The organism is Pseudomonas sp. REST10, assembly GCF_029542605.1.
GTDB classification, from domain to species: Bacteria; Pseudomonadota; Gammaproteobacteria; order Pseudomonadales; family Pseudomonadaceae; genus Aquipseudomonas; species Aquipseudomonas khazarica.
In genome coordinates, this window is record NZ_CP035677.1 from 2,820,611 (window position 1) to 2,842,053 (window position 21,443).

The 21,443-nt window shown below is 63.7% G+C and carries 18 protein-coding genes; 5 read left to right on the top strand and 13 right to left on the bottom strand.

Annotated features, from left to right (window positions below; all coding sequences use genetic code 11):
• From rraA to ppsA, 3 genes are all read right to left on the bottom strand, one after another.
• Positions 1 to 489 carry a ribonuclease E activity regulator RraA gene (gene rraA, locus EWH21_RS13365; protein WP_152488791.1) on the bottom strand — a complete coding sequence of 163 codons (489 nt, stop codon included), beginning with the start codon at positions 487 to 489 and terminating at the stop codon, positions 1 to 3.
• A gap of 204 nt (positions 490 to 693) precedes the next feature.
• The gene (locus tag EWH21_RS13370) at positions 694 to 1,683 is read right to left on the bottom strand and encodes an alpha/beta fold hydrolase (RefSeq protein ID WP_277698544.1); all 990 of its coding nucleotides are present in this window, start codon (positions 1,681 to 1,683) and stop codon (positions 694 to 696) included.
• Positions 1,684 to 1,890: 207 nt separating this feature from the next.
• Positions 1,891 to 4,263: a phosphoenolpyruvate synthase gene (gene ppsA / locus EWH21_RS13375; protein ID WP_037047680.1), complete on the bottom strand. Its 2,373-nt coding sequence runs from the start codon at positions 4,261 to 4,263 to the stop codon at positions 1,891 to 1,893.
• Between the two features lie 248 nt (positions 4,264 to 4,511).
• On the opposite strand from ppsA, the gene EWH21_RS13380 reads away from it, so the two are divergent.
• Positions 4,512 to 5,330, top strand: a complete 819-nt coding sequence (locus EWH21_RS13380; protein ID WP_037047682.1) for a pyruvate, water dikinase regulatory protein — start codon at positions 4,512 to 4,514, stop codon at positions 5,328 to 5,330.
• A gap of 17 nt (positions 5,331 to 5,347) precedes the next feature.
• On the top strand, positions 5,348 to 5,977 hold the full coding sequence (locus EWH21_RS13385) for a LysE family translocator (RefSeq protein WP_277698545.1): 630 nt from the start codon (positions 5,348 to 5,350) through the stop codon (positions 5,975 to 5,977).
• Positions 5,978 to 5,982: 5 nt separating this feature from the next.
• Here EWH21_RS13385 and prpF read toward each other — a convergent pair whose 3' ends face one another.
• The 5 genes from prpF to EWH21_RS13410 form a co-directional block, all read right to left on the bottom strand.
• Positions 5,983 to 7,170 (bottom strand): 2-methylaconitate cis-trans isomerase PrpF, encoded by a 1,188-nt coding sequence (gene prpF, locus EWH21_RS13390; RefSeq protein ID WP_179554232.1) that lies wholly within the window; start codon positions 7,168 to 7,170, stop codon positions 5,983 to 5,985.
• Positions 7,171 to 7,333: 163 nt separating this feature from the next.
• A complete protein-coding gene (acnD, locus tag EWH21_RS13395) occupies positions 7,334 to 9,943 on the bottom strand; it encodes a Fe/S-dependent 2-methylisocitrate dehydratase AcnD (RefSeq protein WP_277700615.1) in 2,610 nt (869 codons plus the stop codon).
• Positions 9,944 to 9,957: 14 nt separating this feature from the next.
• Positions 9,958 to 11,115 carry a 2-methylcitrate synthase gene (gene prpC / locus EWH21_RS13400; protein ID WP_037047700.1) on the bottom strand — a complete coding sequence of 386 codons (1,158 nt, stop codon included), beginning with the start codon at positions 11,113 to 11,115 and terminating at the stop codon, positions 9,958 to 9,960.
• A gap of 30 nt (positions 11,116 to 11,145) precedes the next feature.
• Complete coding sequence (gene prpB / locus EWH21_RS13405) at positions 11,146 to 12,033, bottom strand: methylisocitrate lyase (RefSeq protein ID WP_037047702.1); 888 nt, start codon at positions 12,031 to 12,033, stop codon at positions 11,146 to 11,148.
• Positions 12,030 to 12,767 (bottom strand): GntR family transcriptional regulator, encoded by a 738-nt coding sequence (locus EWH21_RS13410; RefSeq protein WP_277698546.1) that lies wholly within the window; start codon positions 12,765 to 12,767, stop codon positions 12,030 to 12,032. The genes prpB and EWH21_RS13410 overlap by 4 nt, the downstream gene beginning before the upstream one ends.
• A 304-nt stretch (positions 12,768 to 13,071) precedes the next feature.
• Here EWH21_RS13410 and EWH21_RS13415 point away from each other — a divergent pair, with 304 nt between their 5' ends.
• From EWH21_RS13415 to EWH21_RS13425, 3 genes are read left to right on the top strand one after another with little or no spacing between them, the layout of a single operon-like run.
• Positions 13,072 to 13,608 (top strand): ATP-dependent zinc protease, encoded by a 537-nt coding sequence (locus tag EWH21_RS13415; protein ID WP_037047706.1) that lies wholly within the window; start codon positions 13,072 to 13,074, stop codon positions 13,606 to 13,608.
• Between the two features lie 5 nt (positions 13,609 to 13,613).
• Positions 13,614 to 15,140 (top strand): inactive transglutaminase family protein, encoded by a 1,527-nt coding sequence (locus EWH21_RS13420; RefSeq protein ID WP_037047708.1) that lies wholly within the window; start codon positions 13,614 to 13,616, stop codon positions 15,138 to 15,140.
• A gap of 4 nt (positions 15,141 to 15,144) precedes the next feature.
• Entirely contained in the window at positions 15,145 to 16,131 is a 987-nt protein-coding gene (locus EWH21_RS13425; protein WP_277698547.1) for an alpha-L-glutamate ligase-like protein, read from the top strand.
• Between the two features lie 75 nt (positions 16,132 to 16,206).
• Here EWH21_RS13425 and EWH21_RS13430 read toward each other — a convergent pair whose 3' ends face one another.
• From EWH21_RS13430 to EWH21_RS13450, 5 genes are all read right to left on the bottom strand, one after another.
• Positions 16,207 to 17,358, bottom strand: coding sequence for a MalM family protein (locus tag EWH21_RS13430; RefSeq protein ID WP_277698548.1), 1,152 nt, complete (start codon positions 17,356 to 17,358; stop codon positions 16,207 to 16,209).
• 4 nt (positions 17,359 to 17,362) lie between these two features.
• The gene (locus EWH21_RS13435) at positions 17,363 to 18,952 is read right to left on the bottom strand and encodes an outer membrane protein transport protein (RefSeq protein WP_152488798.1); all 1,590 of its coding nucleotides are present in this window, start codon (positions 18,950 to 18,952) and stop codon (positions 17,363 to 17,365) included.
• 18 nt (positions 18,953 to 18,970) lie between these two features.
• Entirely contained in the window at positions 18,971 to 19,945 is a 975-nt protein-coding gene (locus EWH21_RS13440; protein WP_256662951.1) for a transporter, read from the bottom strand.
• A 68-nt stretch (positions 19,946 to 20,013) separates the two neighbouring features.
• Positions 20,014 to 20,775 carry a C39 family peptidase gene (locus tag EWH21_RS13445; protein WP_037047722.1) on the bottom strand — a complete coding sequence of 254 codons (762 nt, stop codon included), beginning with the start codon at positions 20,773 to 20,775 and terminating at the stop codon, positions 20,014 to 20,016.
• An 84-nt stretch (positions 20,776 to 20,859) separates the two neighbouring features.
• Positions 20,860 to 21,282: a DUF6160 family protein gene (locus EWH21_RS13450; RefSeq protein ID WP_277698549.1), complete on the bottom strand. Its 423-nt coding sequence runs from the start codon at positions 21,280 to 21,282 to the stop codon at positions 20,860 to 20,862.
• Between the last annotated feature and the right edge of the window lie 161 nt (positions 21,283 to 21,443).

Below are 21,443 nucleotides of genomic sequence, written 5' to 3' on the forward strand. Positions count from 1 at the left end.
TCACTCCGGCATGGTCAGGGCTTGCGGCGACACGATGACGCCGTTGTTGTCGGCGTACAGGTACTCACCCGGCTTGAAGGTGACGCCACCGAAGGTCACTGCCACGTTGAGGTCGCCGATACCGCGCTTGTCGGTCTTCATCGGATGGCTGGCCAGCGCCTGCACGCCGAGATCGGTCTGCGCGATCACGTCGACGTCACGGATGCAGCCATACACCACGATGCCTTCCCAGCCGTTCTTGGCCGCCTTCTCTGCGAGCATGTCGCCGAGCAGCGCACGGCGCAGGGAGCCGCCACCGTCCACCACCAGTACCTTGCCCTGACCGGGCAGGTCGACCTGCTCCTTCACCAGGGAGTTGTCTTCGTGGCACTTGATCGTGACGATCTGGCCACCAAAGGAATCGCGGCCGCCATAGTTGGCGAACATCGGCTCGACCACCTGAACCAGCTCCGGGTACGCATCGCACAGATCGGGGGTGACGTAGTGCATGACAGAACTCCTTTCGACATTGGATAAGCAAGGGCGGCTGGCGCCGGGGTCACCTTCATTGACCCGCGCTCGCCGGGACAATTCAGCGCAATGCGGCTGCGCCCAGCGAACGAGTGACTGGCAACAAATACTGAAAATGACCGGCTGCGCCTGATGCGTCACATATTAGCGTCAAGCGCGCCATGAAGAAACGCCCGCAACCCCTCAAGCGTCCTGGCTGGCGCCTCGCTCGGCGAAGCCATCGGGCAATCGCAGGTGCTGCAACCAGTATTCGGCGAGCGGCCATACCTCGCGCTGCGCCTCCTTGCTGACCAGCATCTCGATATGACCGAAATCGCTGGAGAAGCCAGCCGTCTTGCCCAGCAGGAGAAACTCAGAGCCCGCCGCCGAGCACTGCTCGAGCAGCTTGCGACAGGCCCAGGCCGGGTCCTGGTGGTCGCCGGCGGCACTCACCGCGAGCAGCGGCAGGCGCACCTCGGCAAGCCCGGCCCACCAGTCCCGCTCGTCGTCGGCGAAACGCCCGAACAGGCGCAACCAGCGCAGGGTCTCCAACGCCAGTCCGACGGGCTCGTCCTCAGGACCGCGCTTGAGACGCCGCCCGGACAGGTAGGGAAAGGCGCGCAACAACAGGCGGCTGCCCCACTCCACCGGCGGGATTTTCAGCGGCCAGTAGATGCGGCTGATCTGACTGCCGAACAGTGCTGCCGAGCGCGCCCGTGTCTCGTCGAGATAGCCACCGCCCAATGCGGCGGCCAGGATCACCCCGCCCAGCGAGTGACCGATCCAGTGCGGCACCTGGCCGCTCTGCTCGAAGATGAAGTCGGCGATGGCCGGCAGGTCGTAACGCACGTACTGGGCCACGCTGTTGCTGCTGTAGCACTCGTTGCGCGGCGACAGGCCATGACCGCGCATTTCGGCGATCCACACATCGAAACCGGCCCGCGCCAGGTGCGCACCCAGACCGATGCCCTTGGGCGAGTACCAGAAGCGTCGGTTGGAGAAGCTGCCATGCAACAACACCACGGGCACACCACGGCCACCCTCGTGGCGGGCCGGCCCGAGACGCGTGAGCGCCAGCTCGACACTCGGGTCCGGGCTGTTGTTGGGCTTGAGAAGGTAGATGTCCTCACTGAGGTCGCCACGCAACTCGGCGCTGATCAGAGATACCGGGAAAAGCTCACTACTGCTCTGCATGGACCACGGAGACCACAATGGCGCTGAACGGCATGCGAAAGAACTGCCGAAAGCAATTCATGCCGCCGCCAGCGACGGACCAGGGGGCTGCCTGCTCGGATGGCAGGCAACGAAAACCGTCGGGAGCGTCTGCACGATCGCTTTCAACGGCCTGAAAAGCAAAAAAAGGGCGGGATCAACCCGCCCTTCTTCGGTCGATCGCGACGCTTAGGCCGGTTGGGCCTCAGCCAGGAAGAACCAGGTGTCGAGTACCGAATCCGGGTTCAGCGACACGCTCTCGATACCCTGCTCCATCAGCCAGCGCGCCAGGTCCGGGTGGTCCGACGGGCCCTGACCGCAGATGCCGATGTACTTGCCCGCCTTGTTGCAGGCGGCAATGGCATTGGCCAGCAGCTTCTTCACCGCCGGGTTACGTTCATCGAACAGGTGCGCGACGATGCCGGAGTCGCGATCCAGGCCCAGGGTCAGCTGGGTGAGGTCGTTGGAACCGATGGAGAAACCATCGAAGAACTCCAGGAACTCATCGGCCAGCAGGGCGTTGGACGGCAGCTCGCACATCATGATGACCTTCAGGCCATCCTGACCACGGGACAGACCATTGCTGGCCAGCAGCTCGACCACCTGGCTGGCTTCGCCGAGGGTACGCACGAACGGCACCATGATCTCGACGTTGGTCAGGCCCATCTCGTTGCGCACTTTCTTCAGCGCGCGGCACTCCAGCTCGAAGCAGTCGCGGAACGACTCGCTGATGTAGCGCGAGGCACCACGGAAGCCGAGCATCGGGTTTTCTTCTTCCGGCTCGTACAGCTTGCCGCCGATCAGGTTGGCGTATTCGTTGGACTTGAAGTCCGACAGGCGCACGATGACCTTCTTCGGCCAGAACGCCGCGGCCAGGGTGCTGATGCCCTCGACCAGTTTCTCGACGTAGAAGTCGACCGGGTCACCGTAACCGGCGATGCGCTTCTCGACGCTGTCCTTGATCTCCGGCGGCAGGCCGGCGAAGTTCAGCAGCGCTTTCGGGTGCACGCCGATCATGCGGTTGATGATGAATTCCAGGCGGGCCAGGCCCACGCCCTCGTTGGGCAGCTGGGCGAAGTCGAAGGCGCGGTCCGGGTTGCCGACGTTCATCATGATCTTGAACGGCAGGTCCGGCATGGCGTCGACCGAGTTCTTGCGAATGTCGAAGCCCAGTTCGCCTTCGAAGATGAAACCGGTGTCGCCTTCGGCGCAGGAAACGGTGACGCCCTGGCCGTCCTTCAGCACGCTGGTCGCGTTGCCGCAGCCAACCACGGCCGGAATGCCCAGCTCACGGGCGATGATCGCCGCGTGGCAGGTACGCCCGCCGCGGTTGGTAACGATGGCGCTGGCGCGCTTCATCACCGGCTCCCAGTCCGGGTCGGTCATGTCGGAGACCAGCACGTCGCCCGGCTGGACCTTGTCCATCTCGGAGACGTCGTGGATAACGCGGACCTTGCCGGCGCCGATGCGCTGACCGATGGCACGACCCTCCACCAGCACGGTGCCCTTCTCTTTCAGCAGGTAGCGCTCCATCACGGTGGCGCTGGAACGGCTCTTCACGGTTTCCGGACGGGCCTGCACGATGTACAGCTTGCCGTCGTCACCGTCCTTGGCCCACTCGATGTCCATCGGGCGGCCGTAGTGCTTCTCGATGATCAGGGCCTGTTTGGCCAGCTCGCTGACCTCGGCATCGCTGATGCAGAAACGGGCGCGCTCGGCGCGATCGACTTCCACGGTCTTGACCGAGCGGCCGGCCTTGGCTTCGTCGCCATAGACCATCTTGATCGCCTTGCTGCCCAGGTTGCGACGCAGGATCGCCGGGCGACCGGCTTCCAGGGTCGGCTTGTGCACGTAGAACTCGTCGGGGTTGACCGCACCCTGGACCACGGTCTCGCCGAGGCCGTAGGCACCGGTGATGAACACCACGTCACGGAAGCCGGACTCGGTATCGAGGGTGAACATCACGCCGGCGGTGCCGGTTTCCGAACGCACCATGCGCTGCACGCCGGCGGACAGGGCGACCAGCTTGTGGTCGAAGCCCTGGTGCACGCGGTAGGCGATAGCGCGGTCGTTGAACAGGGAGGCGAACACCTCCTTGGCGGCGCGGATCACGTTGTCCACGCCACGGATGTTGAGGAAGGTCTCCTGCTGGCCGGCGAAGGACGCGTCCGGCAGGTCTTCGGCGGTAGCGGAGGAACGCACGGCGACCGCCATGTTGTCGTTGCCGGCGCTCATGGCGGCGAAGGCTTCGCGGATCTCGGCATCGAGACGGGCCGGAAATTCGGCGTCCATCACCCATTGGCGAATTTCTGCGCCGGTCTTGGCCAGGGCGTTGACGTCATCGACGTCCAGTGCATCCAGTGCGGCGTGGATGCGCTCGTTCAGGCCGCTCTGCTCGAGGAAATCGCGATAGGCCTGGGCGGTCGTGGCGAAACCACCGGGAACCGAGACGCCGGCACCCGCCAGATTACTGATCATCTCGCCGAGGGATGCGTTTTTGCCCCCCACATGCTCTACATCGTGGACGCCGAGCTTATCGAGGGAAACTACGTACTCTACCAAGGTGATCTCTCCACTAGAATGTTGGAAAAGCTCAGAACTCGCGTGAAGCCCGCTGCACTTCGGCCCTGCAGGGCTCCAGCTGGCAGCCTTCACGCAAATTCTCGGGGGGCTGGACGCTCCGGCGACAGGTTGCCGCAAGATTGTGGCCTTGCCCTTGAATAAGTAACAATGCCAGACCCCATGGGGCCGGCGAAAAACGCGGCCTATCATAGCCAAGAATCGAACTCAGCTTAAGGCCTTTGGCGCAAATGAAACGAACCGCTTTCTTCATCTCCGACGGCACCGGCATCACGGCCGAAACCCTGGGCCAGAGCCTGCTCGCGCAGTTCGAGAACATTCAGTTCACCAAACTGACCCGCCCTTATATCGACAGCGTCGAAAAAGCGCGCGCCATGGTACAACAAATCGATGCCGCTGCCGAAAGAGACGGCATGCGCCCGATCATCTTCGACACCATCGTCAACCGTGACATTCGTGCGATCCTCGATACCGCGAATGGTTTCATGATCGACATCTTCTCCACCTTTCTCTCGCCGCTGGAGCAGGAGTTGAGCTCGCACTCCTCCTATTCCGTCGGCAAGTCGCACTCCATTGGCCAGAACTCCAACTACATGGAGCGCATCGAGGCGGTGAACTTCGCCCTGGACAACGACGATGGCGCCCGCACCCACTATTACGACAAGGCCGACCTGATCCTGGTCGGCGTGTCGCGCTGCGGCAAAACGCCCACCTGCCTGTACATGGCCATGCAGTACGGCATCCGCGCCGCCAACTATCCGCTGACGGAAGACGACATGGAGCGCCTGCAGCTGCCCGAGTCGCTGAAGAAGTACCGCGACAAGCTGTTCGGCCTGACCATCGACCCGGATCGCCTCACCGCCATCCGCCACGAGCGCAAACCCAACAGCCGCTACGCCAGCTATGCGCAGTGCGAGTTCGAGGTGCGCGAGGTGGAAAGCCTGTTCCGCCGCGAGAACATCGCCTTCATCAACTCCACGCATTTCTCCGTGGAAGAGATTTCCGCCAAGATCCTGGTGGAAAAAGGCGTGGAACGCCGTCTCAAATAACCTGCCGCGAGCCCGCCATGACGCTCAACGATGCCGTGCTGTTCGCCCCGATCGCCCTGCTGATCGCCATCACCCCGGGGCCCAACAACTTCTGCGCGATGAACAACGGTATCCGCCATGGCGTGACGACCGCCGTAGTGGCGACCACCGGGCGGGTCATCGCATTCGCTTTCTTCCTGCTCATTTCGGCGGTCGGCCTCGGCGCCATGCTGATGGCCTCCGAACAGCTGTTCACCGCGATCAAGTGGGTCGGCGCCGCCTACCTGCTCTACCTGGGTGTCAGCGCCTGGCGCAGCCGCGCCTTCGCCCTGGACGAACAGCGAGGTCTGACGCAACCCAGGCGCACCCTGTGGCTGGCGACGCGCCAGGAATTCCTCATCGGCATCAGCAACCCCAAGGCCATCCTGTTGTTCGCGGCGATCTTCCCGCAGTTCATCCGCCCCGATCAGCCTGCCGCCGAGCAGTTTCTCTATCTGGGCACGACCTATCTGCTGGCGGAATACGCCGCCTCGCTGCTCTATGCGCTGTTCGGCCTGCAGATTCGCCGCCTGATCCGCAGTGCCCGTGGCGTGCGCAACCTGAACCGCACCACCGGCGCCTTCTTCGTCGGCGCCGGCGGCCTGTTGCTGGGTACCAGCCAGCACTGAGCGACTCAGAAGCTGTCGCCCGGCACCCGCACCCAGCCTTCCATCAGGATGCGCGCGCTGCGGCTCATCACCGCCTTGGTCACCGCCCACTGCCCCTCGACCTGCCGGGCCTCGGCACCGACGCGCAAGGTGCCGGACGGATGGCCGAAGCGCACCGCTTCACGCTCACCACCACCGGCGGCCAGGTTGACCAGGGTGCCCGGCACCGCCGCCGCCGTGCCGATGGCCACCGCGCAGGTGCCCATCATGGCGTGGTGCAGCTTGCCCATCGACAGCGCACGCACCAGCAGGTCGATCTCGCCGGCCTGCACCTGCTTGCCGCTGGAGGTGCGGTAATCCTTGGGTGGGCTGACGAAGGCGATCTTCGGCGTGTGCTGACGGGTCGCAGCCTCCTCGGCAGTCGCGATCAGGCCCATGCGCAGCGCACCGGCGATGCGGATCTGCTCGAAACGCGCCAGCTGCGCCGGGTCGCCATTGATGGCCTCGCGCAGCTCGGTGCCCTGGTAGCCGATGTCCTCGGCATTGACGAACACCGTGGGGATGCCGGCGCTGATCAGGGTCGCCTTGAAGGTGCCGATGCCAGGCACCTCCAGGTCGTCGACGAGGTTGCCGGTGGGGAACATCGAGCCCCCCTCCTCGCCATCGTCGGACGGGTCGAGGAACTCCAGCACGATCTCCGCCGCCGGAAAGGTCACCCCATCCAGCTCGAAATCGCCGGTTTCCTGCACCTGGCCGTTGCTGATCGGCACATGGGCGATGATGGTCTTGTGAATGTTGGCCTGCCAGATGCGCACCACGCAGGTGCCGTTCTGCGGAATTCGCGCCGGGTCCACGAGGCCGGCATGGATGGCGAACGCCCCCGCTGCCGTGGACAGGTTGCCGCAGTTGCCGCTCCAGTCGACGAAGGCCTTGTCGATGGAGACCTGGCCATAGAGGTAATCGACATCGTGCTCCGGCTGACTGCTGGCCGACAGAATCACGCATTTCGACGTGGACGAGGTCGCACCGCCCATGCCATCGATATGCGCCGAATAGGGATCAGGACTGCCGATGACGCGCATGAACAACCGGTCACGCGCCTCGCCCGGCACCTGGCAGCGCTCGGGCAGATCCTGCAGGCGAAAGAACACGCCCTTGCTGGTACCGCCACGGATGTAGGTAGCGGGGATTTTCACTTGCGGCAGATGAGCCATGAGTGCAGTCCTGAAAAGTGGCCCGGATGCGATCCGGGGCAAGCAGATTTGGTCATGCCCGGATTGCATCCGGACTACGTGCCAGACGCTGGGTGGATGGCGCTCCCCATCCCCCGTGGCGGATTCCACGGCAGATGGATGGGGCGTGATCCACCCTGCAAGGTCAGGCCACCGCGCCTTCGAGGAAGTCCTTGGCGAAGCGCTGCAGCACACCACCGGCCTTGTACACGCTGACATCGGCAGCGGTATCCAGGCGGCAGGTCACCGGCACCTTGAGCACTTCACCGTCATGGCGATTGACCACTAGGGTCAGCTCGCAACGCGGCGAAATCTCGCCTTCGATGTCGTAGGTCTCGGTGCCGTCCAGGCCCAGGGTCAGGCGGGTCGCGCCCGGCTTGAACTCCACCGGCAGCACGCCCATGCCCACCAGGTTGGTACGGTGGATGCGTTCGAAGCCTTCGGCGACGATCACTTCCACGCCAGCCAGGCGTACACCCTTGGCCGCCCAGTCGCGCGAGCTGCCCTGGCCGTAGTCGGCACCGGCAACGATGATCAGGTTCTGCTTGCGGTTCATGTAGGTTTCGATCGCCTCCCACATGCGCATGACCTTGCCTTCCGGCTCCACGCGGGCCAGCGAGCCCTTCTTGACCTGCCCGTCGACCACGACCATCTCGTTGACCAGCTGCGGGTTGGCGAAGGTGGCACGCTGCGCGGTCAGGTGATCGCCACGGTGGGTGGCGTAGGAGTTGAAGTCCTCCTCCGGCAGGCCCATCTTCGCCAGGTACTCGCCCGCCGCCGAGTCCGCCAGGATGGCGTTGGACGGCGACAGGTGGTCGGTGGTGATGTTGTCCGGCAGGATCGCCAGCGGACGCATGCCCTTGAGCGTGCGCTCGCCAGCCAGCGCGCCTTCCCAGTACGGCGGACGGCGGATGTAGGTGGACATCGGTCGCCAGTCGTACAGCGGGCTTTCCGCCTCCTGCACGCTACCGAGGTCGAACATCGGAATGTAGATCTGGCGGAACTGCTCCGGCTTCACGCTGGCGGCGACGATGGCATCGATCTCCTCGTCGCTCGGCCAGAGGTCCTTCAGGGTGACCGGATTGCCATTGGCATCGGTACCCAGCGCGTCCTGCTCGATATCGAAGCGCACGGTGCCGGCGATGGCGTAGGCCACCACCAGCGGCGGCGAAGCGAGGAAGGCCTGCTTGGCATAGGGATGGATACGCCCGTCGAAGTTGCGGTTGCCCGAGAGCACGGCGGTGGCGTACAGGTCGCGGTCGATGATCTCCTTCTGGATCTGCGGATCGAGCGCACCGGACATGCCGTTGCAGGTGGTGCAGGCATAGGCGACGATGCCGAAACCGAGCTTCTCCAGCTCCGGCAGCAGGCCGGCCTCTTCCAGATACAGCCTGGCGACCTTCGAGCCTGGCGCGAACGAGGTCTTCACCCAGGGCTTGCGTACCAGCCCCAGGGCATTGGCCTTCTTCGCCACCAGACCTGCCGCGACGACATTGCGCGGGTTGGAGGTGTTGGTGCAACTGGTGATGGCCGCGATGATCACCGCGCCGTCGGGCATCAGCCCCTCGGCTTCCTCGCCCTTGCCGGACTGCAGCTTGGCTTCATCGGCGATGCCGCGCTCGGCCAGGGCCGAGGTCGGCAGGCGTCGATGCGGGTTGGACGGCCCCGCCATATTGCGCACCACGCTGCCCAGATCGAAACGCAGTACCCGCTCGTACTCCGCGCTTGTCAGCGCATCGCTCCACAGCCCCAGGGTCCTGGCGTAGTGCTCGACCAGCGCCACCTGCTCCGGCTCGCGACCGGTGAGCTTGAGGTAATCGATGGTCTGCTCGTCGATATAGAACATCGAGGCCGTGGCGCCGTATTCCGGGCACATGTTGGAGATCGTCGCGCGGTCGCCGATGGACAGGCTGTCGGCCCCTTCGCCGAAGAACTCGACGTAGGCACCCACCACGCGCTCCTTGCGCAGGAATTCGGTCAGGGCCAGGACGATATCGGTAGCGGTGATGCCCGGCTGGCGTTTGCCGGTCAGTTCGACGCCGACGATATCGGGCAGGCGCATCATCGATGGATGGCCGAGCATCACGGTCTCGGCCTCCAGGCCGCCGACGCCGATGGCGATCACGCCCAGCGCGTCGACGTGCGGCGTGTGCGAGTCGGTGCCGACGCAGGTGTCGGGGAACGCGATGCCGCCACGCGCCTGGATCACCGGGCTCATCTTCTCCAGGTTGATCTGGTGCATGATGCCGTTGCCGGCCGGGATCACGTCGACGTTCTTGAACGCGGTCTTGGTCCAGTCGATGAAGTGGAAGCGATCCTCGTTGCGGCGGTCCTCGATGGCGCGGTTCTTCTCGAACGCATCCGGATCGAACCCCGCTGCTTCCACGGCCAGGGAATGGTCGACGATCAGTTGCGTCGGTACCACCGGGTTGACCTTGGCCGGGTCGCCGCCCTTGTCGGCGATGGCATCGCGCAGGCCGGCCAGGTCGACCAGCGCGGTCTGGCCCAGGATGTCGTGGCACACCACGCGCGCCGGATACCAGGGGAAATCCAGGTCGCGCCGGCGATAGACCAGTTGCTCCAGCGACGCCGTCAGGTCCTGCGGCGCGCAGCGGCGTACCAGCTGCTCGGCGAGCACGCGCGAGGTGTAGGGCAGCTTGCTCCAGGCGCCGGCCTGGATCGCCTCGACCGCCTCACGGGCGTCGAAGTAATCCAGCGCGGTACCGGGCAAGCGCTTGCGGTATTGGCTATTCACGGTGTCGGTCATGATTATTTACGATCCTTGAGCGGCACGAACTTCAGGTCTTCGGGGCCTGTGTAGTTGGCGCTCGGGCGGATGATCTTGCCGTCGATGCGCTGCTCGATGACGTGCGCGGACCAGCCGGCGGTGCGGGCGATGACGAACAACGGGGTGAACATCGCGGTGGGCACACCCATCATGTGGTAGCTGACGGCGCTGAACCAGTCGAGGTTGGGGAACATCTTCTTGATGTCCCACATCACGCTCTCCAGGCGCTCGGCGATGTCGTACATCTTGCTGTTGCCCTGCTCCACCGAGAGCTCGCGAGCCACTTCCTTGATCACCTTGTTGCGCGGGTCGCTGACGGTATAGACCGGGTGACCGAAGCCGATCACCACCTCCTTGCGCTCGACCCGGGCACGGATGTCGGCCTCGGCTTCGTCCGGGCTGTCGTAGCGCTTCTGCACTTCGAAGGCCACCTCATTGGCGCCGCCGTGCTTCGGCCCGCGCAGCGCACCGATGGAACCGGCGATGCAGGAGAACAGGTCCGAGCCGGTGCCGGCGATCACCCGCGAGGTGAAGGTCGAGGCATTGAACTCATGCTCGGCGTACAGGTTGAGCGAGGTGTGCATGGCACGCACCCAGGACTCGCGCGGTTTCTCGCCGTGCAGCAGATGGAGGAAGTGGCCGCCGATGGAGTCATCGTCGGTGTCCACCTCGATACGCTTGCCGTTGTGGCTGTAGTGGTACCAGTACAGCAGCGCCGAACCCAGCGAGGCCATCAGCTTGTCAGCAATGTCGCGGGCACCCGGATGGTTGTGGTCGTCCTTCTCCGGCGCCAGGCAACCGAGCACAGACACCGCGGTACGCATCACGTCCATCGGATGGGCGGACGGCGGCAGCTGCTCCAGCGCGGCCTTGACCCCGGCCGGCAGGCCACGCAGCGCCTTGAGCTTGGCCTTGTATCCGGCCAGCTCGGCGACATTCGGCAACTTGCCGTGGACCAGCAGGTGGGCGATTTCCTCGAACTCGCAGCGATTGGCGAAATCGAGCACGTCATAGCCACGGTAGTGCAGGTCGTTACCGGTACGGCCGACGGTGCACAGCGCGGTGTTGCCGGCGGCGGTGCCGCTCAGGGCGACGGACTTCTTCGGTTTGAAGCCAGGGGTGGTTTCAGTGGCACTCATGGTTATCTCCTCGAATCCTTGTTCTTGTCTTTATTTCTTGCCGGCGGCGAACAGCGCATCGAGCTTCTGCTCGAAGGCGTGATAGCCGATGCGGTCATAGAGCTCGGCACGGGTCTGCATCAGCTCGATCACGTCCTTCTGGTGGCCGTTCTGGCGAATCGAGGTGTAGACACTCTCGGCCGCCTTGTTCGCCGCGCGGAAGGCGGACAGCGGATAGAGCTGGATGGCGACGCCGACCGAGGCCAGTTCGTCGCGGGTGAACAGCGGCGTGGCACCGAACTCGGTGATGTTGGCCAGTACCGGTACGTTCAGCGCATCGACGAAACGCTTGTAGGTCGGCAGGTCGTACGCTGCCTCGGCGAAGATGCCGTCGGCACCGGCCTCGACGTAGGCCTGGCAACGCTCGATGGCCGCGTCCACGCCTTCGGCCTGGATGGCGTCGGTGCGGGCGATGAGGAAGAAATCGGGGTCGGTCCTGGCGTCTGCGGCGGCACGCACGCGGTCGACCATTTCTTCGCAGGAGACGATTTCCTTGCCCGGACGGTGACCGCAGCGCTTGGCGCCGACCTGGTCCTCGATGTGCGCTGCGGCAGCACCCGCCTTGATCAGGTTCTTGATGGTGCGCTCGATGTTGAAGGCGCTGGGACCGAAGCCGGTGTCGATGTCCACCAGCAGCGGCAGGTCGCAGACATCGGTGATGCGCCGCACGTCGGTCAGCACGTCATCCAGGGTGTTGATGCCCAGGTCCGGCAAACCGAGGGAGCCGGCCGCCACACCACCGCCAGACAGATAAATGGCGCGAAAGCCCGCGCGCTTGGCCAGCAGCGCGTGGTTGGCGTTGATCGCACCGATTACCTGCAGCGGACTCTCGATGGCGAGGGCCTGGCGGAAACGCTGGCCGGCGGAAAGCTGAGTCATGAATCACCTCGGGTCTTGGATGGAGTGGTGAGCGCGCCCTGCCCGTTCTGGGCAACGTAGTGGCGCTCGATGTTGCGCTTGGAAGCGCCGATATGACGGCGCATCAGCAGTTCGGCCAGTTCGCCGTCACGGTCGGCGATGGCATCGAGAATGCGGTGATGCTCGGCGAACGCCTGGCGCGGCCGGTTGGGCGTCGCGGAAAACTGCAGGCGATACATGCGCACCAGCTGATACAGCTCGTCGCAGAGCAGCTTGGCCAGGGTGCGATTGCCGCTGCCCTGGATGATCCGGTAGTGGAAGTCGAAGTCGCCTTCCTGCTGGTAGTAGCCGACCCCCGCCTTGAACGCGGCGTCCTGCTCGTGCAGTTCCAGCACCCGGCGCAGCTCGTCGATTTCCGTCTGCGTCATGCGCTCGGCGGCCAGGCGGCAGGCCATGCCTTCCAGCGATTCGCGGATCTCGTACAGCTCGATCAGCTCGGCATGGCTCAGCGATACGACCCGTGCGCCCACGTGCGGGACGCGCACCAGCAGCTTCTGCCCTTCCAGGCGGTGAATCGCCTCGCGCAACGGGCCACGACTGATGCCATAGGTACGCGCCAGCTCCGGCTCGGAGATCTTGCTGCCAGGAGCGATCTCGCCCTTGACGATGGCTGCCTGGATCAAGCGAAAGACATGCTCGGAAAGTGTTTCCGAATCCGCCTGAGGCGTGGCCAATTCATTCGATTCGAGCAGCATGATTGTCGACACCAGAGCATTTCGATAGGCGCAAAACTACGCTCAAAAGCCGAACCAGTCAAAGCAGACCAAAGTATTGTCGACAATATTTTCAACTCGGCCAGGTCTGAAAAGCGCGACCTTACTTGCAGAAAGCTACATAAGCGTCTGTCAGCATGGAAAATCCCCATGCTAGAATTCGCCGAACTCAAGCCCGGCCAGCGCCCGCTGCCTCGCCTGCTAGACTTCATGACGGACAAGTGTCTGGCAGGATGCCTCCAGGCACTGTTCATCACCCTCTTCTGGCAAGACCTCTCAAGGACTCATGAGACTGAAACCCTTCTCCTTGCTGCTCTGCCTGTTGACCCTGTCCTGCCCTGCTCTGGCCATGGGCAAGTCCGTCTATGGCCTGAACGAATACATCTACATCGAAGAGCTCGACCTCCAGGTGGCAGCCAAGCTCGACACCGGCGCCAAGACCGCCTCGCTCAGCGCCCGAGACATCGAACGTTTCAAACGCGACGGGGAAACCTGGGTGCGTTTCGTGCTGGCCATCGACGACACCCACGAGCGCACGATCGAGCGCCCTCTGGCGCGCATCAGCAAGATCAAACGCCGTGCCGGCGACTACGATCCGGACGAGGGCAAGACCTACACCGCGCGCCCTGTAATCGACCTTGAACTGTGCATGGGGCAGGCCCTGCGCACAATTGAAGTGAACTTGACCGACCGAAGTGCATTCCAATACCCGCTTCTGATCGGCTCCGAAGCCCTCAAGCATTTCGGTGCCATGGTCGATCCAAGCCTAAAATATGCAGCTGGAAAACCCGGCTGCACCGATGACGCAACCCCTGGCGAGTAATTCCCATGCGCTCTCTGAACCTGCATCTGAAAGTCCTGATCACCCTGCTGGTGACCCTGGGCGTTCTGATTACGGCATACCAAATCTTCATTCTCGGCATCCCGGTGACCGAGGACGAGACCGACGATCTGTGGAACATCGACGCCAAGGTCGAGTTTCAGGCCAGCCCGCGTGAGCCGGTCAAGCTGCAGATGTTCGTACCGCCGCTGAACCAGGATTACGTGAGCCTCAACGAGAGTTTCATCTCCAACAACTATGGCGTCAGCGTCAACCGTGTCGACGGCAATCGCCGCGTCACCTGGTCGGCCCGCCGCGCCAACGGCAAGCAGACCCTCTACTACCGCCTGGTGCTGACCAAGCGTTACAGCGGCGAGCAGGCGCCTGCCAAGGGGCCAATCTTCCGTGACAGCATTGCCGTGGAGGGCCCGGAGAAGATCGCCGCAGAAGCGCTGCTCGCGCCGATCCGCCAGCATTCCGCGGATGTCGAGACCTTCATCAGCGAGACCATCAAGCGCGTCAACAACGCCAACGACGACAACGTCAAGCTGCTGCTCGGCGGCGACGCGTCCACCGTCAACAAGGCCAAGGTCGTCGAGCTGCTGCTGTCCATCGCCCACGTGCCGATGGAGCGCGTGCACACCATTCGCCTGCAGGCCGAGGTCGCCCAGTCGCCCGAGCTGTGGCTGCGCAGCTTCAATGGCCAGAAATGGCTGTACTTCAATCCCGAATCCGGCGAGCAGGGTCTGCCTGCCGATCGCCTGGTCTGGTGGATCGGTGACGAAGAGCTGGTCAACCTCGAAGGGGGTCGTCAGGCCCAGGTCAGCTTCAGCCTGAACAACAGCGAGATGAATGCCATCCGCCTGGCCAAGCTGACCGACGAGAACACCGACGCCAGCTTCCTCGAGTACTCGCTGTACGGCCTGCCCCTGCAGACCCAGCAGACCTTCATGATCATGGTCATGATCCCGATCGGCGTACTGGTGATCCTCATCCTGCGCAACCTGGGTGGCCTGCAGACCCTGGGGACCTTCACCCCGGTGCTGATCGCCCTGGCCTTCCGCGAAACCCAGCTGGGCTTCGGCATCTTCCTGTTCACCGTGATCACGGCGCTCGGCCTGTCGTTGCGCTCCTACCTGGAACACTTGAAGCTGCAGATGCTGCCACGCCTGTCGGTGGTGCTGACCTTCGTGGTGGTGCTGATCGCGGCCATCAGCCTGTTCAGCCACAAGCTGGGCCTGGAGCGCGGCCTGTCCGTCGCCCTGTTCCCGATGGTGATCCTGACCATGACCATCGAACGCCTGTCGATCACCTGGGAAGAGCGCGGCGGCGGCCATGCCTTCAAGGTCGCCATCGGTACCCTGTTCGCCGCCACCGTCGCACACCTGCTGATGATGGTTCCGGAGCTGGTGTACTTCGTGTTCACCTTCCCGGCGATCCTGCTGATCCTGGTGGGCTTCATGCTGGCGATGGGTCGTTACCGCGGCTACCGCCTGACCGAACTGTTCCGTTTCAAAGCCTTCCTCAAGGACTAAGACCATGTTCGGCCTGATCAAGACGTGGAAGGCCCTTGAAGCCAAAGGCATCATGGGCATCAACCGACGCAATGCGGACTACGTGCTGAAGTACAACAAACGGCACCTGTACCCCATCGTCGACGACAAGATCATCACCAAGGAACGCGCCATCGAGGCCGGTATCGATGTACCGGAGCTGTACGGCATCATCGATACCGAGAAAGGCATCGACAAGCTCGACCAGATCATCGCCGGGCGCAACGACTTCGTCATCAAGCCGGCGCAGGGCGCTGGCGGTGACGGCATCATGGTGATCGCGGACCGCTTCGAGGATCGCTTCAAGACCGTCTCCGGCAAGATCGTCAGCCATGAGGAGCTGGAACAGCAGATTTCCAGCATTCTCTCCGGGCTGTACTCGCTCGGTGGCCACCGTGATCGCGCACTGATCGAGTACCGCGTGACCCCGGACACCATCTTCAAGAGCATCAGCTATGAGGGCGTACCGGACATCCGCATCATCGTGCTGATGGGCTACCCGGTGATGGCGATGCTGCGCCTGCCAACACGGCAGTCCAGCGGCAAGGCCAACCTGCACCAGGGCGCCATCGGCGTCGGTGTCGACCTGGCCACCGGCGTCACCCTGCGCGGCACCTGGCTGAACAACAAGATCAGCAAGCACCCGGACACCACCAACGCGGTGGATGGCGTGCAACTGCCGAACTGGGATGGCTTCATGAAGCTCGCCGCCGGCTGCTACGAGCTCTGCGGCCTGGGCTACATCGGCGTGGACATGGTCCTGGACCAGGACAAGGGGCCGTTGATCCTCGAACTCAACGCCCGCCCGGGCCTGAACATCCAGATCGCCAACGACTGCGGCCTGACCCATCGCGCCCACGCGGTGGAGGCCCACCTGGAAGAGCTGAAAGCCAAGGGTCTGCAGGAAGACGCCGAGGAACGCGTACGCTTCTCCCAGGGCCTGTTCGGCCGCGTCGTCAGCAAGGAAGTCTGACGCCCAAGCCTCCCTGCCTTGCAGGGAGGCTGCTGCCCGCCCACGCATGGCGGGCAGCTCCTCCCACACATCCCCTTAGCGCATGATCGCCAGCTCGAAGGCCCCTTCATCGGCATGCGCATGACGCTGCATACCCGCCTCATCCACCGCCAGCGCCTGCAAGGGGCGCTTGAACGGCTTGTTGTCGAGCGTCTGCAGGCTGCGGTCCTCGTCGGTGGTGATCAGCAGCACGTAGCGCTCGCCGCGCTCGGCACGCACCTGCACCGTCCCCTCGATGAAGGCGTAGCGGTACCAGGTTTCCGGGTGCAGCTGATACACCGCATCGCTGACCAGCCGGGTCGGCTGCTTGGCCTCATCGAGAAACAGCAGTGACGGATAGACCACCTGGCGATTGGCGAAACTGCGCACCCGCAAGCCATAACTGCGCCGCGATGCCGGCAGTTTCAAGGCCGCGTAGTAGCTGCGTCCCATGGGAAAATCGAAGCTCGGCGAAAAGCGGTCCAGCTCCTCGTAACGCGGCTCTTCGGCCGAAAGCACGGTGAAATCGCTGTCGCGCAACTGGCCACAGCAGCGTGTCGACAATTCACTGTACAGCCCGTCACCACGCGACTGGCTGCCGGCGAGCAACGCCTGCATGGCGGCGGTCGGTTGCCCGTCGAGCATGGGTAGCGCCGGTTTTCCGCGCTCGAACTCGATCTGCCGGCCTTCGCTGTAACGAACGCTGGAGGGCGCCTCAGCCTCGGACCGGCCAGAGCGCGTCGGGACGGACGAGTTGTGCATGCGCCCCTGCTCGTCGACCCAGGTGTAGTAAGGGCTGTCGGAGGTACCCCGGGAGAAACCACGACCTTCCAGCACCTCCGAGTCGATGTAGTCCCCTGCCCGCTCGCCACTGGCCAGCACGTGGTCGTTCCCGGACGCGCCAGCGACCTGCGCACCGGCATAGAAGCTGTTCTGCAGCTGGCCATTGCCATCGACCCAGGTGAAATAGCGGCGCTTGCTCTCCCCGGTGCTCGGCGCACTCCCCGGCCAGGCGCCCCCCTCGCCCAGACGGGCCTGGTCGCTTTTTTCCGCATGCAGCCTCGCCTGACGTTGCTGCTCGGCGAAACGTGTATCGACGAAGGTGTTGTGCACCCGGCCCTGCTCGTCGACCCAGGTCAGATAACGGCTGCTGGCATCGGCCTGCCAGGCGACGGGCAGGAGCAGCAGAGCGAACGCGAGCCTGCGCATGGTCTCAGAACCTCGAGGTATAGGTCATGGAGAAGATGTAGGCCTTGACCGTGGTTTCCACGTTGAGCCCGGCGTAGGGGTTGTAGACCAGGTTGTCCAGGCCTTCGCAGCTGACGTTGCAACTGCTGCCCGCCGGAATGTTTTGCTTGGAAACGAAGTAGTTGAAGCCGATATCGATGGTGCTGTCCTTGTCCCAGCGGTACCCCAGACCCAGGCCGTAGAGATCGGCATCGCCGACCGGCGCCAGCACGTCGGCCTTGTTCTCGGGAATGGCCGAGGGGCGGTACTCGTAGCCGGCGCGCAAGGCCAGGCGATCATTGACGTCGTACTGCACACCGACGCCCCAGCTCCAGGTGTCACGATAGCCACGGTCGAGAATGATGCTGCGACTGGTGGCGTTACCGCCGCCGAAGGTCTTGGCGATGCGCAGCAGATCCAGCTCGCGGTCGAACTCGATCTCGAAGTTGTTCCAGTCGCTATAGCCAACCCAGCGCAGGTCCAGGTTGAACTGCCACTTGTCGAAGGGGCGCACCTTGATACCGGTGCTGAAGGCGTCCGGATAGGTCAGTTTCAAGGACGCGTTGCCAGACTCCTGGTCGACCCCATAAGGGAAGATCGGGCTGAGGATCTGGCCAAACAGCGAGCCTTGCAGGCCCGACCAGAAGCCCGCCCAGTCCTCGCTGTAGTCGATGCGGTACTTGCCCTTGAGGTTCATCCGCGCCTCGCTCTGGTAGGTCGCCCCCCAGGCGAACCAGTCGGTCGGCTCCCAGAGAATGCCCAGGTTGTAGGTCGGCGACAGGCTCTGTTCGAGGTCGAGATCGAGATTGGCCAGCGAGTCGAACGGGCCGATCTTGCCACTGCAGACGTTGATGATCGATCCGACGATGTCGCCCAGACCGGGCAAGCACAGCGCTTCGTTGAGAATGCGGGTCAGGCCGGTGAGCATGCCGGGGTTGCGGAAGTCCTGGTTGAGCGCCACCGCCTGGTGAGAGAAGCCGATGGACAAGCCCAGGGACAGCTCGTCGTTGACCTGGTAGGCCAGCGACGGCGAGAAGTAGGTGATGCGCTGCAACGACACCTGGCGCCCCTGGAAACGGCCCGGATCATCGTCCGAGTCTCGTGAATAGCCCAGCGCCATGGGTGCGTAGACATTGGTGGCGAAGGTGAACTTCGAGCCTGGCGGGTTGATCGACAACCCCGCCAGCGGCGCCACCAGGAGCGGCAGCTCGGTCATCCCGCCGACGCCGGGCAGGTACATGGTAGGCGTCAGCGTGCGGCTGCTGGAGTTCTTGAACGGGTCGTCATCGTAACCCATGAAGCCATAGCCTTCGCGGGCCTCGAACTTGGCGCGAATGTCCATCACCCCGCTGAGCAGCTTGACCGTCGTCTGCCGACCCTTGAGCTTGCTCAGGGCCGCCGGGTTGTAGTGCACGGCATCGATGCCGGTGGAGTCGGCGGTCACGGCGTTGCCCATGGCCATGGCCTTGGGGTTGCCGATGGTCAGGTTGTTGGCCAACTGCGCCTGTGCGGGCAGGACGCAAGCTGCGACCAACCCGACCAGCAGCAGCGCCTGCAGCTTGGCAAGATGATTCATATCCGGTTCGCTCGCTGCTTACTCGGCCTTGAGGCCCTTGATATCAAGGGGCATGGAGATCCCGAGCAGGACATCGGGCGAATCTTCGGTCATGCCGAAACCGGCATTGACGTTGACGATGGTGTTCGGCGCGGTGCGCAGGCCCAGCGAGAAGTTCATCACCGCACTGGTCTGTTCGTTCCCTTCCAGCGTGACGTCGCTGAACTTGAACGTCGGCGCCAGGTTGTGCGCCATCTGCAGTGATGTTGCCAGCGAGACGTCGTAGGACAGCGCGTAGGCGAAGCCCATGCTCAGCGACAGGCTGGAGCCGGGCTCGACCTCTTCCAGCAGGCGGCCGCCACGCACCTGGTCGGCATCGCGGATCGGCAGGTTGTAGGTGTAACCCAGCGACCCGAACAGCACCACCGGGTCGATCACGTAGGACATGTTGGCGCCGACGCCCAGGCTGTAGTAACCGTTGCCGGTGGCCAGGCCATCGTCGAGGCTGACGTCGTAGGGGCTGTCCCCGGTCGGCAGGCCGAGGGTGGCGAACAGGGTGGTGACCGGCCGGCCGCGCTCGGACGACCAGGGTTGCCAGCGCAGGCTGGCGGAGACGTCGCCAAGGCTGTAGGTGCTGAGATCGCGTTCGGTGTCGTACTTGGCCAGGAACGGCACACGCATGCTGAAGGTGAGGTTGTCCCAGACGCCGTAGTCGAAGGTGAAGGAGTTGGTGAAGGTGTGCTGCGCCTCGCTCTGGCCGATCACGCTGTAGACGTTCTGTCCGGTGCGCACGGTCTGGATCTGCGTATCGCGCAGCAACGAGTAGTCGAAGCCGTAGGTCAGCGTACGCTCGCCCTTCTTGAGCAGCGTGTAGCTCTTCTCGGCGGCCTGGAACACCTCTTCCAGCGCCTTGGCGCTGTCGGCGTCATCATCCTTCTTGGTCAGCGCATCACGCGCATCGTCGACCGTGGCCTCCTCGGCCAGGACCGGTTGTGCAGCAGCAAGCGCCAGCATGGCCAGCCATGCGTACCCCCAAACTCCCATGACGCTATCCCCAGATCGTTGTTGTTATGCCGGGTGAATCACTTGCGGCGAATGTACTGGATGTCGCCTCCCGACCCTAAGCGGTCGGCCTGATTCGTGGTGAACTTGGCCATCTGCGGAAACTCGCGGAAAGCCAGCATGCTGATGGTGCGGTCATCGATGATGCGCAGGTCACGGTCGGTCAGCGCCATGGCGTTGGCCGGCTCGTTGCCACTGGGAAAGATCACGAACAGGACGTTCTGATCCCATATCTCCTCGAAACGCACGCGGGTGAAGCTGATGTTGCCCAGCGCCGGGTCGGCGATGAACACGTGGTCGTTGTAGACATCACGCACCACCACGAAATGTTTGAAGCCGGCGTACTCGATCGGCACGATGGCCGGGTGTTCGAGCTGCGCAAGGTCATCGAACGCTGCCCGGAAACCGCCGCTCTTGTAGCCCAGGGCGGTGACGAAGCGCTTCATGTCGAGCAACGAAAAACCGCGACGCTCGACGATCTTTTCCGCCTCGCCGAAATGCAGCAGCCCCTCCATCACCTGGCGCTCTTCCAGGTTGCGCCCCAGGAAGTAGTCGAGCAGCGTGGTCAGGGCCGCGGAGCCGCAGCTGTAGTCGTAGGCCTGGCGAATCACGTTGCGAAACTGCAACTGACTCATCGGCTCCAGCACCACCGACTCGCGCAGCGGGCCATTGGGCAGCAGCGGCTGGGTGATGTTCACCGTCCCGGCTGGCTGCGGCTTGGTGTCGACAGCCTCGGTGAAACCGTACAAACCGATCAGGCTGCCCACGAGAATTTCGATCATTGGTCAATCCGCGACTGCATACAACGAGACAGGAGCCCGGCCGCGAACAGCGGCAGAGCTCCTGCGGATCAGCTCAAGCGAGGATCAATGACCCCAGATCTTGACGGTGGAGCCGGCCATGTCGAGACCGTTGATGGCGACGCCACCAATGGTGCCGTTGCCGATCTTCACGGCGTCCACGGCGACACCGCCGTTGATGCCCGGCAGGCCGATTTCCAGCTTGTTGTCGACCACGTCGACGGTCAGCGGGTTGGCTTCGTCGATGTTGAAGCCGGACAGGGTGACGGTGTTCAGGCTCAGGCTGTTGCTGCCGTCGCTGACACCGGTTTCGGTATCGGTGTAGACGATCGAGCCGATGGTGGCATCGAAGTTACCGGCGATGCTGATACCAGCCTGACCGGTGACGCCGGCCAGGTCGGAGTCATCCAGCGCTTTCAGGTCGGCCTGGGCCATGAACGGAACAGCCATGACGGCGGCGGCAAGAGCGAGTTTTTTCAGGGTCATCATTGTTGTTATCTCCACAGTTCAAATGGGGGGTCCCCGGGCTCTGCCGGTGACGTCCTGTCACGAGCAGCCTGATCGGCTCATGCCGATCACCAGACCTGTCGCGGCTTCCCTAGGTACGCCAGGTTTGGATTCACGCAGCGCATGGCGCTCCGAGATGGCTA